Source organism: Peribacillus sp. RS7 (assembly GCF_041956845.1).
Classification (GTDB): Bacteria; Bacillota; Bacilli; order Bacillales; family DSM-1321; genus Peribacillus.
In genome coordinates this window covers 5546958-5564465 of sequence record NZ_CP168135.1, presented here as the reverse complement: position 1 = coordinate 5564465, position 17508 = coordinate 5546958, and the positions used below count along the sequence as shown (strand labels likewise).

16 protein-coding genes are annotated in these 17508 nt (G+C 40.5%); 13 read left to right on the top strand and 3 right to left on the bottom strand.

What is annotated here, in order from left to right:
* The first annotated feature begins 133 nt into the window (after window positions 1-133).
* From dinG to hpaB, 9 genes are all read left to right on the top strand, one after another.
* The gene (dinG, locus tag ACDZ29_RS27430) at window positions 134-2914 is read left to right on the top strand and encodes an ATP-dependent DNA helicase DinG (RefSeq protein ID WP_375089414.1); all 2781 of its coding nucleotides are present in this window, start codon (window positions 134-136) and stop codon (window positions 2912-2914) included.
* 155 nt (window positions 2915-3069) lie between these two features.
* Window positions 3070-3240: a YpmA family protein gene (locus ACDZ29_RS27425; protein WP_064505144.1), complete on the top strand. Its 171-nt coding sequence runs from the start codon at window positions 3070-3072 to the stop codon at window positions 3238-3240.
* A 30-nt stretch (window positions 3241-3270) separates the two neighbouring features.
* On the top strand, window positions 3271-3735 hold the full coding sequence (locus ACDZ29_RS27420) for a DUF5590 domain-containing protein (RefSeq protein WP_375089412.1): 465 nt from the start codon (window positions 3271-3273) through the stop codon (window positions 3733-3735).
* 19 nt (window positions 3736-3754) lie between these two features.
* Window positions 3755-4939, top strand: a complete 1185-nt coding sequence (locus tag ACDZ29_RS27415; protein WP_375089410.1) for a pyridoxal phosphate-dependent aminotransferase — start codon at window positions 3755-3757, stop codon at window positions 4937-4939.
* A 227-nt stretch (window positions 4940-5166) separates the two neighbouring features.
* Complete coding sequence (locus ACDZ29_RS27410) at window positions 5167-5844, top strand: GntR family transcriptional regulator (protein WP_375089409.1); 678 nt, start codon at window positions 5167-5169, stop codon at window positions 5842-5844.
* A 109-nt stretch (window positions 5845-5953) separates the two neighbouring features.
* Complete coding sequence (gene hpaI, locus ACDZ29_RS27405; protein WP_289325583.1) at window positions 5954-6871, top strand: 2,4-dihydroxyhept-2-ene-1,7-dioic acid aldolase; 918 nt, start codon at window positions 5954-5956, stop codon at window positions 6869-6871.
* Window positions 6872-6948: 77 nt separating this feature from the next.
* Window positions 6949-8463, top strand: coding sequence for a 5-carboxymethyl-2-hydroxymuconate semialdehyde dehydrogenase (hpaE, locus tag ACDZ29_RS27400; protein ID WP_289325582.1), 1515 nt, complete (start codon window positions 6949-6951; stop codon window positions 8461-8463).
* Window positions 8464-8492: 29 nt separating this feature from the next.
* Entirely contained in the window at window positions 8493-9476 is a 984-nt protein-coding gene (gene hpaD, locus ACDZ29_RS27395; RefSeq protein WP_289325581.1) for a 3,4-dihydroxyphenylacetate 2,3-dioxygenase, read from the top strand.
* Between the two features lie 349 nt (window positions 9477-9825).
* On the top strand, window positions 9826-11298 hold the full coding sequence (gene hpaB, locus ACDZ29_RS27390; RefSeq protein ID WP_375089407.1) for a 4-hydroxyphenylacetate 3-monooxygenase, oxygenase component: 1473 nt from the start codon (window positions 9826-9828) through the stop codon (window positions 11296-11298).
* A gap of 86 nt (window positions 11299-11384) precedes the next feature.
* Here the strand turns inward: hpaB and ACDZ29_RS27385 are convergent, their stop codons facing one another.
* From ACDZ29_RS27385 to ACDZ29_RS27375, 3 genes are read right to left on the bottom strand one after another with little or no spacing between them, the layout of a single operon-like run.
* Window positions 11385-11768 carry a 5-carboxymethyl-2-hydroxymuconate Delta-isomerase gene (locus tag ACDZ29_RS27385; RefSeq protein ID WP_289325579.1) on the bottom strand — a complete coding sequence of 128 codons (384 nt, stop codon included), beginning with the start codon at window positions 11766-11768 and terminating at the stop codon, window positions 11385-11387.
* A gap of 4 nt (window positions 11769-11772) precedes the next feature.
* Window positions 11773-12573 (bottom strand): fumarylacetoacetate hydrolase family protein, encoded by an 801-nt coding sequence (locus tag ACDZ29_RS27380; protein ID WP_375089405.1) that lies wholly within the window; start codon window positions 12571-12573, stop codon window positions 11773-11775.
* Window positions 12570-13358 (bottom strand): fumarylacetoacetate hydrolase family protein, encoded by a 789-nt coding sequence (locus ACDZ29_RS27375; protein ID WP_375089403.1) that lies wholly within the window; start codon window positions 13356-13358, stop codon window positions 12570-12572. The genes ACDZ29_RS27380 and ACDZ29_RS27375 overlap by 4 nt, the downstream gene beginning before the upstream one ends.
* 825 nt (window positions 13359-14183) lie before the next feature.
* Between ACDZ29_RS27375 and asnS the strand changes: the two genes are divergently transcribed.
* The 4 genes from asnS to ACDZ29_RS27355 all read left to right on the top strand — a co-directional run bounded on the left by asnS (window position 14184) and on the right by ACDZ29_RS27355 (window position 17506).
* A complete protein-coding gene (gene asnS, locus ACDZ29_RS27370; RefSeq protein WP_289315864.1) occupies window positions 14184-15476 on the top strand; it encodes an asparagine--tRNA ligase in 1293 nt (430 codons plus the stop codon).
* Between the two features lie 116 nt (window positions 15477-15592).
* Window positions 15593-16288 carry a DnaD domain-containing protein gene (locus tag ACDZ29_RS27365; protein WP_289315865.1) on the top strand — a complete coding sequence of 232 codons (696 nt, stop codon included), beginning with the start codon at window positions 15593-15595 and terminating at the stop codon, window positions 16286-16288.
* A gap of 22 nt (window positions 16289-16310) precedes the next feature.
* Window positions 16311-16967 (top strand): endonuclease III, encoded by a 657-nt coding sequence (gene nth, locus ACDZ29_RS27360; protein WP_375089402.1) that lies wholly within the window; start codon window positions 16311-16313, stop codon window positions 16965-16967.
* Entirely contained in the window at window positions 16964-17506 is a 543-nt protein-coding gene (locus ACDZ29_RS27355) for a YpoC family protein (protein WP_375089401.1), read from the top strand. Before nth ends, ACDZ29_RS27355 begins: the two co-directional genes overlap by 4 nt.
* Window positions 17507-17508 lie beyond the last annotated feature (2 nt).

The following is a 17508-nucleotide window of genomic DNA, read 5'->3' as shown; positions in this document are numbered from 1 at the left end:
GATGAATGGTGGAACGGGTTTTAGAATAGGTATGATGAACGGCTTGTTTCCTTTATTACGATTATTATGGTATAAAAAAGATAAGAGAATTCCATCAGGAAGTGGAGAAAGCGAAGTTTGAGGTGTACAATTCATGATGCAACGATATGTAGTGGTCGATTTGGAAACAACAGGGAATTCTCCGAAAAAAGGGGATAGAATTATTCAATTTGCTGGCGTGGTCATCGAAAATGACCAAATTGTTGATGAATACTCGACATTCATCCACCCTGGACAGGAAATTTCCTTGTTTATTGAAGAATTGACCGGAATAAGCAACGAGACGGTAAAAAATGCACCTGACTTTGAAGATGTCGCAGAAAATATTGCCCGGCTGATAGAAGGGGCTTGTTTTGTTGCCCATAATGTTTTATTTGACTTATCTTTTTTACAGGAAGAACTAGTACGCTGTGGGTTTGAGCCGTTTTATGGTTCCACCCTTGATACAGTAGAATTAGCGAAAATATTAAAGCCAACATCCGATGGATATAAGCTGCACCAGCTGGCTAAAGAAGAAAACCTAGATCATTCCAGGCCCCATCAAGCGGATAGTGATGCATATGCCACCGCTCTATTATTATTGGAATTGAAAAAAAAGCTGATGAATCTTCCGGTGATGACGCTTAAACAATTATATCGATTATCTTATTCCTTACAAAGTGAGATTTCCGAATTGATAGATGCTTGCATAGCAAGCAAACTTGCTAAAGCAGAAGTCCATTCACCAGATCTTATAACTTATAGGGGCCTTGCATTTAAAAAGGCCGAAGAAGAGAGTGACCATAAAGACACGGAGTCAGAATTCCCGCTCGATGATGAGGAAAAAATCTCCATGCTTCAAAGTGCATTCCCTGCTTTTGAAGCAAGAAGCGGTCAGCTTGATATGATGAACATGATTCACCATTCCTTCGAATCCAGCCAAGATGCAATCATTGAAGCTGGGACAGGTATTGGAAAATCCATAGGCTACCTGCTTCCAGCCGTTTATTTTGCAAGAAAACATCAAAAACCGGTCGTCATTTCGACGTATACGCTTCAGCTACAGGATCAACTTCTCCAAAACGAAGTCCCTAAGCTTAAGTCAATCCTTCCTTTTACCTTTCAAGCTGTTTTGTTAAAGGGAAGAAGTAATTATTTGAGCTTGGCAAAGTTCGAAAGGGCATTGCGTGAAAAGGAAGATAATTATGAAACGGCATTAACTAAAATGCAGATATTGGTTTGGCTTACTGAAACCGTAACAGGCGATAAAGATGAATTGAATCTCACAAGCGGCGGTCAACTGTTTTGGAATAGGCTGCAAAGTGATGGTCTTACATACGCCGGTTTAAAACAGCCCTGGCTAGAATTGGATTTTTTTGAAAGGGCAAAAAAAACGGCGACCAAGGCGGATATCATCATCACTAATCACTCATTTTTAATGACGGATCTACTTACAGAAGACGCTTTGATTCCCAAGAAAGGGTATCTGATACTCGATGAAGCACACCATTTGGAACAGGCTGCATCTAAACAGCTTGGGAGCAGGCTTAATTATATTTCGGTGAAGACGGTTTTGAATAGACTAGGGACATCAGATCAAAAGCAATTATTGTACAAATTGGACAGGTTACTCTTAAATAATGGACTGACGGATGGGAAGTCTTCGCATGAATTAGATCAAAAGCTTAGTGACTTTTCCTATGAATTCGAACAGCTTTTTTATTACATCTCCAGTCAGGCGGAAAAACTTTCCCGTTCCATGAGTCCGAAACGGCTTTCATTCAAAATAGATGATGGCAGATGGGGTAAAGCGATCCTGGTGGCTGAGCGATTGGTTGACTTGTTAGGTTATATCATCACGGAATTAGAGAAAAGATTGGCGCTTTTATTGAATAAAGAGTCCCCCTTGGGTAAAAATTCATTATTTTACTTAAATGATATTGAAGTGCTGCTTGGGCATTTGCAGGATACCAGGGACTCCCTACATGAATTTTTCATTAAGCCTCATGAAGAAAATATTTATTGGCTTGATTATACGAATTCAGCACCTCAGCACGGGGTGACTCTTACGGTTCAGCCGATTTCAGGAAGTAAATGGTTATGGGATTCCTATTTCGGGCGCCAAAAAAGTGTCATCATGACATCAGCAACCCTTGTGGTGAAGGATTCTTTTAATTATTTTAAAGAACAACTCGGTTTAGAGAATGAGCTTATTCAGACAGCGAGTTTTCCTTCGCCCTTTCCTTATAAGGAACTCGTAAAGGTTCTGGTTCCAAATGATATACCGGATATCAATTGCTTAACGGTGGAGGAATTCTCGGAAACCGCAGCAAACCATATTATTGCCGCCGCTCAGGCAGCTAAAGGCAGGATGATGGTATTGTTCACCTCCCATGAGATGCTGCGGGCAACGTATCATTCCATTAAAGACACTGGTGTCCTGGATGAGTTCACCCTGTTTGCACAAGGGATTTCTGGTGGAAGCCGTATGAGGCTGCTCAGGAATTTCCAAAATTTCGAAAAAGCCGTCCTTTTTGGGACAACCAGCCTTTGGGAAGGCGTCGATATACCAGGCGAGGATTTATCTTGTTTAATCATTGTCAGGCTGCCTTTTTCTCCTCCGGATGAACCAGTGACAGCTGCAAAATGCCAACTTCTCGAAAAGCAAGGGCGTAATGCTTTTTCTGCGTATTCTTTACCTGAAGCCCTGTTAAGGTTCCGACAAGGATTCGGCAGGCTTATACGAACTCCAGAAGATAAAGGGATTTTGGTTATTCTTGATCGCCGCATCGTCACTGCCAAATATGGTCCCGAATTTCAAAAGGCCATTCCGGCAGTCGACTGGCATCAAGCCTCAATAATAGAAATGGCTGATATGATAGAAGAGTGGATATAAAGAATCTTTAGATTATTCATTAATCCAATTGAATTTTTATCAATTTATAAAGAAAAATAACTTATGAACTGGTATAATGTGAAAGGTGGTAAAGCCTTCAAATCCTTTTCATACCAGTGGTTGTTGACAATATTTAAAAATGGAGGGGCGTTTTCATGGAAAGTAAAATTGAAGTAATTTCAACAGTCAGGTTGCAACATTCTCCTGATCTGTATAAAATTGTGGATTCTTTGAACCGAACATTGAAAAAAGATGATTTAATGTTCGGTCTGGCATTGGATTCCGAAGATCAAGAAAAAGCGATATTTACAATTTATCGTACATAGAAAGAGGGAAAAGCAGCTTTGAAAAAATGGTTGATTATTGCTTCTATCCTGGTCCTTTGTTTTATCGGATTTGTCAGCGGGGCATATATTAAAGCGTTGCAGCCTAAAAAAGAAGCTGGTGATGAGGCTTTTAAAAAGGCGAAGGAAGAGGGCGGCCTTGTGACTATGGAAGATTTCTACCTTTATAATGGGCAGGATTCATACTCTGTCATCATTGGTAAGGGAGAAAAAGGGACTAAAAAAATAGTCTGGCTTCCTGAGGACAAGAAGAAAGAAATAGTAGTGGAAAACTATAAAGATGGTAAATCAAAAAAAGAAATCTTAAGTATTGTCAATGAAAAGCTCAATCCCCAAAAAATCATTTCAGTTAAGCTAGGCATGGAAAAGAACGTTCCGCTTTGGGAAGTAACTTATCTTGATAAATCAGAGCGTTTTAACTATGATTATTACGATTTTAAAACTGGGGAATGGCTTAAGTATTATCGAAGCATTTAGAATGGAGGATTAATTTACAATGAAATTAGCGAACCGGGTTCAGTCATTAACCCCATCAACAACATTGGCCATCACGGCAAAAGCAAAGGAACTTAAGGCCCAAGGTCTTGATATAATTGGTTTGGGGGCAGGTGAACCAGACTATAATACGCCCCAACATATTATAGATGCAGCCGTTCAATCCATGAATGAAGGTCAAACAAAATACACCCCATCCGCTGGTCTGCCGAAGCTAAAAGAAGCAATTGCAGCTAAATTGAAGCGTGATCAAGGCCTGGAATACAAACCTTCTGAAATTTTAGTTGGCTCTGGTGCAAAGCACGCACTTTACACATTGTTTCAAGCCATCCTGGATGAAGAAGATGAAGTGATTGTTCCGATACCGTATTGGGTAAGTTATCCTGAGCAAATCAAGCTTGCTGACGGAAAGCCAGTTTATGTTGTCGGAACGGAAGAAAACCAATATAAAATCACTAAGGAACAATTAGAACAAGCGATTACCGAAAAAACCAAAGCTGTTATCATCAACTCGCCAAGCAATCCAACGGGCATGCTTTATTCCAGGGAAGAACTAGCGGCTATCGGGGAAGTTTGCCTAGCTCATGATATCTTGATCGTTTCCGACGAGATTTACGAAAAGTTGGTTTATGGAAATGCTGAACATACATCCATTGCAGAGATTTCACCGGAATTGAAAAAGCAAACGATCATCATCAATGGTGTATCTAAATCCCATTCGATGACTGGCTGGAGAATTGGTTATGCAGTCGGTGAAGAGTCCATCATTAAGGCAATGACGAACCTTGCTAGCCATAGCACATCCAACCCTACGACAACCGCTCAATATGGAGCAATTGCTGCTTATGAAGGTTCGCAGGAGCCTGTGGAAGAAATGCGTCAGGCATTTGAAGGCCGTTTGAATAAGATATATGATAAATTGGTTGAGATTCCGGGCATTAGCTGCATTAAACCACAAGGGGCATTTTACTTATTCCCGAACGTTAAACGTGCAGTTGAATTAGCGGGTTACAGCAATGTCGAAGAGTTTACGACTGCATTGCTGGAGGAAGCACAAGTGGCTGTTATTCCAGGTTCAGGATTTGGTGCACCTGATAACATCAGACTCTCTTATGCAACTTCATTGGAATTGCTTGAAGCAGCCGTTGAAAGAATCCATTCATTCGTTACATCAAAAATGGCATAATTTTTTTAAAAACCTGCAGACTACCTGGCTACAACAGGGGCTGCAGGTTTTTTTTAGTGGAATTAATACCCCTCCCTTTTAAAGGGAGTTTTTATCACATCAAACCTTTCATAGGTAACTGAACATTATATAATGCAAATCAAGCTTGCAAAGGAAAAAGGAAAATCATATATGATTTTTAATGAAAACCGATTGCAATCATATATGATTTCATATATGATGAAAATATGGAAGATAAAAACAAAAACCCCAACAAAAAGCAAATTGCTTATGAACACCTTCGTAAATTAATTTTGGATGGAACATACGGTTCTGGACAGCGGATCATTATCGATCAAACGGCAAAAGAACTTAGTTTAAGTCCGATTCCTGTCAGGGAAGCAATCAGACAACTTGAATCTGACGGCCTTATTCAATATAAGCCTTATAGTGGAGCTGTGGTTACAAGCATAAATGAGAGCGAATACATTGAAACTCTTTCTGTTTTATCTTTGCTTGAAGGCTATGCAGCCGCACTCAGTTCTTTAACGATGAATGATCATGATTTTGAAAATCTAATTAAATTAAACAAAGAAATGGAAAAAGCGCTCCATAACTTTGAATTAGAGCTGTTTGGTAAGTTAAACGAGTGTTTTCATGCTGAAATTTATGAAAGATGCGGAAATTCCTTTTTAATTGAGGAAATTAAACAGGCGCAACAAAGAATGAATAGAGTCAGAAAGTCAATGTTCACCATGGTGCCGCAACGCGCAGTCCAATCCATTCTTGAACATGAAAGCATCATAAAGCTTTTAAAGGAAAAAGCGTCTTTTGAAGATATTGAATCATTGGTGAGAAAGCATAAACTGAATGCCATAAGTACATTCAAGCAGAGGTCGGAAACTAATCACGATCAGGCACTTTGATGATCAAGGCTTTGTTTTATAATAGTCGATCGATTATTTATAAAAGCAAGGCCGATTTTTTCACTTATATTATTCCGAATATTCAAATAATGAAAAGGTGGTAGGAAAAATGTACGAAGAAATCAAAAGCCGTTTAAGAGGATCCATCGCTCCTGTAATCACTCCGTTTGATGACAAGATGGAAGTGGATGTAAAAGCAATTGAAAATCTGGTAAACTGGCATATTGAAAGCGGTTCCCATGGAATCTCGGTATGCGGGACTACAGGCGAGCCCAGTTCTCTAACGATTGAGGAGCGGGAATTAGTGATGGAAACGGCCATTAAAACAGCAAATTCCCGTGTTCCAGTCGCTCCTGGTACTGGATCTGCTAATCAGAAAGAAACGTTGCATTTGACAAAAAGGGCACAGGAAATGGGGGCGGATGCTGCTTTAGTGATCGTTCCATATTACAATAAGCCCAATCAACAGGCACTTTACAATCATTTTAAGACAGTAGCTGATTCTGTTGACATCCCGCTTATCGTTTATAACATTCCTGGAAGAACGGCGACGAATTTAGAAGTGAAGACATTGGCACGCCTTGCTGAAGATTGTAAAAATATTATTGGTGTAAAGGAATCTAATAAGGATTTCGAACATGTGAACCGTGTCTTATTGAATTGTGGAAGGGATTTTCTCTTATATTCAGGCATAGAATTATTATGCTATCCAATGCTGGCTATAGGAGGAGCTGGACATATAAGTGCTACAGCCAATATCACTCCTAAAGAAGTGGCGGAAATTTATAACCATTGGGTGGAAGGTGATGTGAATAAGGCTCTGGACCTCCATTATAAATTAATGCCATTGAATGATGTTTTGTTTAAAGAAACAAATCCAGGACCTTTAAAAGCAGCGATGGGGATGATGGGAAAAATCAATCCTGCATTAAGGCCGCCTATGGGCCCGCCTTCGGAACCATTAGAAAAGGAACTGCGTGAAACCCTTCAATCATACGGACTTATTGACCAAGTGATCGGCTCATAATTGGTAGATTGGGAAGGTAGCAGAATTTCATACTATTTTTGGCTTCTTCCCGAATTAATTATTAAGGAGGATTTATCATGCCAACTTATCCCGTGCAAGATGTCCAACATTACATCAATGGTCAATTTGTTGATGGTACCTCAGGGAAAACATTTGAAAATCTTAGCCCTTTTAATAATCAAGTAATCAATATTGTGGCAGAAGGGTTTAAACAGGACATTGATCTAGCGGTAGCTGCTGCAAAAGATGCATTCGATAACGGTCCATGGAGAAAGATGAAAGTGGAAGAAAGATTGAAATACATTAATAGGATTGCTGATTTAATTGAAGAAAATGCCGAAGAAATTTCCTACTTGGAATCACTTGATACAGGGTTGCCGATTAGCCAGACAAAAAAACAGGCTGCAAGGGGAGCGGAGAATTTCCGTTTTTATTCTGAAATGGTGAAAAGCAGGCTTATAGGAGAATCGTATCAAGTGGATGACACTTTCATTAATTATACGATTCATAAACCGATAGGAGTGGCGGGGTTGATCACTCCTTGGAATGCGCCTTTCATGTTAGAAACCTGGAAGATCGCCCCGGCTCTGGCTACAGGTAATACATGTGTCCTTAAACCGGCGGAATGGTCTCCGTTGACAGCTAATAAATTGGCTCAAATCGTGGACCAATCCGGTTTGCCAAAAGGCGTATTCAATATCGTTCACGGTTTTGGGGAGACAGCAGGAGCTTCCTTGGTCGCCCATCCTGATGTCCAATTGATATCCTTTACCGGAGAAACGACTACTGGCGCTGAAATCATTAAAAATGGTGCGGATACAATGAAACGTTTTTCCATGGAACTCGGAGGTAAATCACCAGCTATCATTTTTGAAGATGCCGATCTGGAAAAGGCCATGGATTCAGTGGTTTGGGGAATCTATTCATTCAATGGGGAGCGCTGCACGGCTAATTCCAGGTTATTTGTCCATGAATCGATAATAGACCAGTTCGTTGCAGAATTGAAGGAACGTGTTCATAATATCAAAATTGGAAATCCAATGGAAGCAGGAACGGAAATTGGACCGCTGATCCATCGGAATCATTTTGATAATGTCTCCCGTTATCTGGATATAGCAAAAGATGAAGGGGCAGAAATTGTAAGCGGTGTCATACCGGGTGAATTTAAAGAAGGGAATTTTATCGCCCCGACGCTTCTCTTGAACTGTACAAATGATATGACGGTAGCACAGGAAGAAATTTTTGGACCTGTCATGGCAGTCATTCCTTTCAAGACGGAAAAGGAAGTACTGAAAATGGCCAACGATGTAAAGTATGGGCTTGCTGCTTATGTATGGACCAATGATATGAAACGAGGACATAGATTTGCTCAAGCTGTCGATAGTGGGATGGTCTGGGTGAATTCTCAAAATGTAAGAGATTTACGGATACCATTTGGAGGATCGAAATATAGTGGGGTTGGACGTGAAGGTGGCCATTATAGCTTTGAATTTTATACAGAAACACAAGTTATCCACGTGGCGATTGGAGAACACCATATTCCAAAATTCGGGGATTCGAAACGAAATGCCGTTTCTTCTGCTGAAAAATAATTCGGATTTCAAAAGAAGGGGAGAATACTATGAATTTTTCTATTATTCGTGTTGCGAGAACGATACTTAATGTAACAGATTTAGATAAATCAAGGGCCTTTTATGTGGATGCTTTAGGTTTTGTTGAAACGGAAAGAACAAATGAACACATTTATTTACGTGGTTTAGAGGAAGCGCATCATCACTCGCTTATCTTGAAAAAGGCAAAAAAGCCAAGCGTTGAAGCGATAGGATACAAAGTTGAAAAAGAGGAAGACCTTAAAGAATTGGAATCTTTTTTCCTTTCAAAGGGGATGAAAATGAAGTGGATGAAAGAAGGAACACAGCATGCATTAGGCAAATCGCTTCGAGTTCAGGATATTTCCGGATTGCCAGTGGAATTTTTCAGCAAAATGGATAAAGCCGAGAGATTGCTGCAACGATTCGATTTGCATAGGGGTTCAAGGGTCCAAAGGATCGATCATGTGAATTGTAGTGTAACAAATGTGCAAAAAGCCCATGATTTTTATGTGAAGGAATTAGGTTTTGCCTGTTCGGAAGATACTGTTGATGAGTCAGGTCAATTATGGGCGACATGGCTACATAGAAAACAAACGGTCCATGACCAGGCATTCATGAACGGAATCGGTCCAAGACTTCATCATGTAGGCTTCTTTCTGCCAGATCCCCTTGCACTTATCCATGCATGTGATGTGCTGGCATCACTCGGATATGCACAGTCCATCGAACGCGGCCCCGGAAGACATGGCCTATCCAATGCATTCTTCCTATATTTAAGAGACCCGGACGGTCATAGGATCGAATTATACAATGGGGATTACTTAACGTCCGACCCAGATACAGAACCAATCCATTGGGATTTGAATGATCCAAGGCGTCAGACATTCTGGGGAGCCAAAGCTCCGGATTCATGGTTTGATGAGGCTTCCGCTGTTCTTGATATTATATCAGGTGAAGAAGTTACTCTTGAAGAACCGATCCTGGAAAAAAGCAAGCCTGAATTCATCATCTGATTGCAGCGCGGATATAGGGTGAATGAATGAGCGTCTCGTCAAAGCTAACGTTGACTCTGATTTTGGAGTGACTATGCATGTGTTCACGTTTCCGTGACAAACAATTCATCCGATCATACCAACTGTTTACCGGTTAAGGGAAAAAATGAACTGGTGAATATAAAATGGAAAACCGCTATATTATGGAAGAACTGCTTACTGAAATTTTTAATGGAAAATTTCTTGTAGATGGATTTGGATATCATTCATGTTCAGCACACACTTAACTGCAATTCTATTAATTAATTGAACTTTTGAAATTATTCATTTGTAAGCGCTTCGTTTATTGATGCTGAAGGGGGATACAATCATGCCGGCAAAAACGGGTAAAGAATATATTAATAGGGTAGACAAAGCAAAGGCGAATGTATGGATCAATGGGGAGCAAGTAGAGGATAAGATCAGTGAACATCCAGCTTTTAAAGGGGTCATGAAAACACAGGCGGAATTATATGACCTCCAACATGATTCTGGGAAAGAAGACATCATGACTTATATTTCACCAACTTCCAATGAAAGAGTAGGAACCTCATTCATGCAGCCCCGTACTAAGGAAGACCTTGAAAAAAGGAGGAAAATGATTCAAGAATGGGCAAGACATAATAATGGAATGATGGGACGTTCCCCTGATTATATCAACAGTGGGATGATGGCGTACGGTTCTGCGGCGGATATGTTCGGCAACCAGGATTCGGCATTTGCGAAAAATATGAAAGATTACTATGAGCTCTGCCGGGAAAAGGATTTGTCGTTGACACATACCCTGATTCAACCACAGGTAAATAGGGGAGTTAGTGCGGCAAAGCTTCCGGACCCTTACATCGCTGCCCGGATTGCCGGCAAGAATTCGGAAGGGCTTATTATAAAGGGAGCCAGGTTATTAGCTACACAAGGAGGAATTACGGATGAAATCATGGTTTTCCCTTCAACATTGCTTAAACCATCTGAAGAAGAAAACCCTTATGCATTCGCATTCTCCATACCAAATAATACACCGGGGTTAAAATTCATCTGTCGTGAATCATTTGACTATGGAAAATCACATTTCGACCATCCACTTGGTTCACGATTTGAGGAAATGGATTCGATTATCGTTTTTGATGATGTAGTTGTTCCTTGGAATCGGGTATTTGCATATGGGGATGTCGGCATTTGCAACCAGGCTTATAATGAAAGCAATGCGGTTGTTCATATGACCCATCAGGTAGTATCGAAGAATATCGTCAAAACCGAGTTCGTTCTAGGGATTTTGCAACTAATGGTGGAGACCATCAATATAGGGCAATACCAGCATGTTCAGGAGAAAATTTCGGAAGTCATCATAGCCCTTGAAACGGTAAAAGCTTTCATTACAGCTTCGGAAGCAAACGCGAAAGTGGATAAGTGGGGAATGATGACACCTGATTTCACACCGTTAAACATAGCCCGTAATTATTATCCGAAGATTTACCCTAGATTCAGTGAAATAATGCAGCTTCTTGGTGCTAGTGGCTTAATGGCGATACCTAATGAAGCCGATTTCAATTCGGAGCTTCGACCGGATTTGGATAAATATCTTCAGGCCGCTAATGGTGGAGCCTATGACAGGGTTAAATTGTATCGCCTCGCATGGGATGTATGCATGAGTTCATTTGGAACCAGGCAAACACTGTACGAAAGATTCTTTTTTGGGGATCCGGTCCGTATGGCCAGCGCTTTATATAACGGCTATGATAAACAGGAATATGTGGATCGTGTCAAGGAGTTCTTAAACCGTACTGAACATCTTGCAGAAATCAACTGAGACCGGTAGCGGTATCCGATCATTTCAAGGCCTTCCCGATGATCGGGAAGGCCTTTTATTGTACAGTCGGAATTCCAATAGTTCATTTATTTATATCGATCATGAATATTATTTTTTTTATATGTGCCAAAATCACTGAATTCCGTAAGTTCCATGGAGAGGGCAAGATATCTTTTTGAAAAGAGGGATGCCAAATGGGATTCCATCGTTTCAAAAAGTTGGTCACATACTTTGGTTTTATCACTATCCTGGCGGCCAGCGCCAATTTTTAGTATGGCATGAACAAAGGCATCATCTTCTGTACCATCGGCAACACGATAATGCTTCAATTCAATGGCCCGGGATCGGATGCCGCCAATTGGAAAGATCGAAGGATAGGAGATCAGTACATCATTCACCTTGCTCAATAAGCTGTCAATCTGGATTTCATCTTTGATATTATCCGTATACTCTATAATAATATGAGGCATGTAATTAGTCCCTTCCGTTAATTATGGATTTTAAATGTGGCCGATCCCCGCCTTCTGTAAATATATCGTCACCGACTATTGTGCTGACGAGTTTTCCGATACCTTCAATTTCAGTGATGATTTCATCGCCTACAGCAGTATCCGCCAATCCTTCCGGTGTGCCTGTCAATATTATATCGCCTGGACTCAATGTCATGAAGCTGCTGAAATATTCAATTAAATCAGCGATGCTGAAAATCATGTCTTTCGTGTTGCCTTCCTGAGTCAATTTTCCGTTGACATATGACTTGATGGCAAGATTTGAAGGGTCTGTAATATCTTCGGCATCTACTAGCCAAGGACCGATGGGGGTGCAGGTATCGCGATTTTTAACCTTTAAGTTAGGTCGATAGTAATTCTCAAGATAATCCCGTATTGCATAATCATTTGCAATGGTATATCCACTTACATACTTAAAGGCTTCTTCCTTTTTTATGTTCTTCGCCTTTTTACCGATGACGACTGCCAGTTCACATTCATAGTGCATATAAGATGCATCAGCAGGCCGTCTTGTCTGCCCACGGTGGCCGATAAAGGTATTGGGACCTTTTAAGAACGCCAGGGGTTCTTCCGGGGCTTTAAAAGCAAGCTCCTTCGCATGGTCTGCATAATTCAAACCAAGTGCGAACACAGTCCGCGGTTCCACTGGGGGAAGCCAGACAACATCTTGCTCATGGACAATCCGGCCATCCGCCAATTGGAGCTGGCCATTATATTCACTTGCTTGATGTATGGCACCTGCATAGGCTATACGTGCTCTCTTCATAAAATTCCCTCCATTGATAGTTTTTCTTCGGAAATGATTGTATTTTCCAAATATCCGATTTCGTCAATTTCTATTCTAATATGGTCATTGGCTTTTGCCAGTGGTGCATTCTCTGGGACTCCTACTAAAAGGACGTCACCCGGATTCAAAGTCATGAAGTCTGTTACATCCTCAATTAGGTGGGAGATGGAGCGAATTAGATTTGAAGTTGAATTTTCTTGCCTAAGCACCCCATTAATATATACACGGATCCCTAGAGAATCGGGGTTGGATATGGATTCCTTGAATACGATCCAGGGACCGATCGGGCAAAATCCATCACGTGCTTTATAGCGGATCGCAGGGCGGTAAACGCTTTCATGCGGAATGCTAATATCATTGGCGATCGTAAAACCTTCTATAAAATCCAGTGCATGTTCTTTCTTGACTCTTGTTGCCGTTTTATTGATAACTATTCCAAGTGCCGCCCCGATTTCCAATGCAGGTATGCCATTTGGAAGGGGAACTGGATTTGAAAAAGAAGATAACGTGTTTCTAGGTTTAATATAAAGGATCGGCCCTTTAGGAGGTTCATTATAAGGAGCTTGGTGGAACTTCTCCTTGAATGCATCCAATGATCCTTTATAGTTTAATAATGTCCCATATACCGTTCCTGAAATAGGGATATCCAACTTTATTTGAGATACTTCATATTTATCACCGTTCATTAATAAATACTTTTTCGACAATATTTCCACTTCTTCAGAATATTCAGATTTTTGGAGTTTCACTCTTGCTTTTGCCATGGACACTCACCCCTTGATTTATTATTAATCATATATGATATCGTATATGATTTTTTGTTTAAGTTCAACATTTTTAGATTATTCAGTATAATTATGCAAAAATTGTTAAAAAGATTGGTTTTAACTGAAAAATGTCTTGAACATTTAGTTAGTAGAGCATCCAGACATCTTCCTTGGTCATAACTCATAGGAGGATTCTCTTATAATAATGTGGAAATTCCCTTTGGGTTCAGATTCTTAAGAATGGGTAGTTGAACCGATATGCATTCATGGCTGCACACAGTATCCGAAAAAATTGGACTTTATGGCTGTAATCTCTGCATGCTACTGTAATGGCAATATAGGGGTGTTCGTGCCTATATTGGGGGGAAGTGATTACTTTAAGGAATTTGTTTTGGGTAACGATGGCTACAAATACGATGAAAGGACCTAATGGCATTGTTCTACCCAACAGCACATACATAACTGCTTATAGGTGGTTGTTCCATCAATGGTCTGGGAACAAGAAAATAGATATTTGAACAGGTCCTGTAGCAGATATTTAAAAGTTATGATGATAGGGTTCAATCATAGTTTTAAAAGCTGAAATGCCAATCGATACATATATCGAGGTGATCATACTGGCTTGGACGGCTACCATGTCAGCAAATTCGTTAGTGTAGTATCTACCATGCAATCTGGTGAATACGCTCAAAAAACCTGAAAGTGGTATCAAAGGCGTGGAACTTCCGCTTCAATTGATTTATTTGCTTGTAAGCAGGGCTATGGGTATAATAAGTAGAGTAAATTACATAGTAAGTTAAGCTATTTTTGGAGGTAAATTCCGTGAAAATTACAATAAAAGATGCTAGCAAATTCGTCGATCAAGAAGTTACCATTGGAGGCTGGCTTGCCAGCAAGCGTTCCAGTGGGAAAATTGCTTTTCTTCAAATCCGTGATGGCTCTGGTTTCATTCAAGGAGTGGTCGTGAAAGCTGAAGTGGGTGAAGAAGTTTTCGCTCGTGCGAAATCGGTTTCGCAAGAGACATCCATGTATGTAACAGGTGTCATTCAAAAGGATGAACGCTCGCCGTTCGGTTTTGAATTACAAGTGAAAGATATTGAAATCATTCATGAATCATTGGATTATCCAATTACACCTAAAGCGCATGGTCCTGAATTCTTAATGGATAACCGCCATTTGTGGCTGCGTTCAAAACGACAGCATGCAGTCATGAAAATCCGTAATGAAATAATCCGGGCTACATATGAATTCTTTAATGAAGAAGGTTTCGTAAAAGTTGATCCCCCAATTTTAACAGGAAGCGCTCCAGAGGGAACGAGTGAATTGTTCGCGACTAAATATTTTGATGAGGATGCATACCTTTCACAAAGTGGACAGCTTTATATGGAAGCGGCAGCAATGGCACTAGGGAAGGTATTTTCTTTTGGTCCTACCTTCAGGGCAGAAAAATCCAAAACAAGACGGCATTTAATCGAGTTCTGGATGATTGAACCGGAAATGGCTTTCATCGAATTTAAAGAAAATCTGGAGGTTCAGGAACAATTCGTATCTTCCATCATCCAATCTGTATTGAAAAACTGTCAGCTTGAGTTGAATACCCTGGGCCGTGACACAGCAAAGCTTGAACAAATTAAAGCTCCTTTCCCGCGTATTACTTATGATGAAGCCATTAAGTTCCTTCATGAACAAGGATTTGATGATATCCAATGGGGAGATGATTTTGGGGCGCCGCACGAAACTGCAATAGCAGAAAGTTATGAAAAGCCAGTTTTCATAACTCATTATCCAACCAAAATCAAGCCTTTCTATATGCAGCCTGCTCCTGACAGGGAAGAAGTCGTTCTTTGTGCCGATTTGATCGCTCCCGAAGGATACGGGGAAATAATTGGCGGTTCGGAGCGGATTCATGATCTGGAATTGCTTGAACAAAGAATCAACGAGCATGGCTTGAGCGAAGATGCTTACAAATGGTATATGGAATTAAGAAAATACGGATCTGTACCGCATTCGGGCTTCGGATTGGGGTTAGAACGTACTGTTGCTTGGATCAGTGGAGTTGAACATGTCCGTGAAACCATTCCGTTCCCACGTCTATTAAATCGTTTATATCCTTGATCTCTTAAAGAAGCGGTTATCTGGTCATATTGGGCAGATAACCGTTTTTTGTTAAAATTATAAGCTTATTCGGGGAGCCATATTCATGTTATACTTAATCAGAGGTGTCCAAAAACATGAATAAAGAACATTTATATGCGTGGTTTAAGGAAGGAACGATAACGATTCCATCCTTTTTGTTGACTAACTATAAGACAATGGGACTGAATGAACAAGAAATGGTCCTATTATTACAATTGCAAAGCTTTATCGATAAAGGTAACCATTTCCCTGCACCATCCCAACTATCTGACCGAATGACATTGCAGGAAACGGAATGTCTATTCCTAATCCAGCGTTTGGTTCAAAGGGGATTTGTTGAAATGGTTGTTGAAGGGAGTCAAGAAATCGGACAGGAAAAATATTCGTTGTCTCCACTTTATGAAAAAATGATGGACTGTTTCTTAAAAACTTTGAAACAGTCAGAGTCGGCTGAGGTCCAAAAAGCGGGGGAGAGCCTTTATACAATTTTTGAACAGGAGTTCGGCCGCCCTTTATCTCCATTTGAATGTGAGACATTGGCAATGTGGATGGAGGACGACCATCAGCCTGAGATCATTAAGTCAGCTCTTAGGGAGTCTGTCATTTCCGGTAAATTGAATTTCCGATACATTGATCGAATTTTATTCGAGTGGAAAAAGAATGGAATAAAAACCTTGGAACAGGCAAGGGAGCAAGGACAAAAATTTAGAGTTCATCAAAAGAGGGATCGGAAGACGGAAACTGCACAACCATTGAAAGATGTGCCTTTTTATAACTGGCTCGAGCAGTAATGTAAATTGAAGGAGAACCAATATGTTGAATAAAGCTCAAATTCGATATTGTCTGGATACAATGGGGGAAATGTTTCCGGATGCCCATTGTGAGCTGAATCACTCCAATCCATTTGAATTGGTGATTGCCGTTGCCCTGTCAGCTCAATGTACGGATGTATTAGTCAATAAAATCACTAAGGATTTATTTCAAAAATATAAAACGCCTGAGGATTACATAAGCGTTCCGATAGAAGAGTTGGAAAATGACATTCGCTCAATCGGTTTGTTTCGTAACAAGGCTAAGAACATACAAAAGTTGTCGCGCATGCTGATCGAAGATTACGGTAAGGAAGTACCCAGAGATCGTGATGAGCTTGTTAAATTGCCTGGCGTGGGCAGAAAGACGGCTAATGTAGTCGTTTCCGTTGCGTTTGATGTGCCAGCGATAGCTGTGGATACCCATGTAGAGCGTGTTTCCAAGCGCCTGGGATTATGCCGTTGGAAGGATAGTGTCCTCGATGTTGAGAAAACGTTGATGGCTAAGATACCAAAGGATGAATGGTCCGTTACGCATCACCGCCTGATATTCTTTGGACGCTATCATTGCAAGGCACAGTCACCAAGATGTGAAACCTGCCCACTTCTCGAATTATGCCGTGAAGGAAAAAAAAGAATGAAAAGGAAAGAGGCCAATTGACGCAGTCCATATCATTAAAAGTCCCTGCAGAATTGGCCCATCCTTTGTTTTTCCCTGAAAAGGAAACCATCTTGGAAAAAGAACACTATGCAGGGTGGAGTGTTTCGATCCCATTCGAGGCTTTTCCATATGAGTTACTTTACTATAATGATGTTGAGTCGTATACTCCTTGGACTAAGGGGGCTTTTCATGTAAAGGAACTAATGGAAAAATGGAAGGGAATCGATACAGAATGCAGCTTGCTATTTTCAGAGCGAAAAGTGGGACGGACCTTGGGACTCATGAAGCAGGGTATAGGATTATTTTTAACTGCAGTCTTCTGGATGCATGGAAAGCCAGTGGTATTGAGTGATTTCCGGCTACAAATAAAATCTTTAAATCATATTCCGGTGAACCTGGCCGAAAGGCTGTCTTTCATCCTTGAAAGACCTGCTTCTTTCCATTCGTATAGACAACTTAGTGAATTGTTCCGAGAATTTGAAAAACAATATGTGAAGTTCATGATCAAAAATAAGAATAAAAAAACGTCTAAGCTATAAGC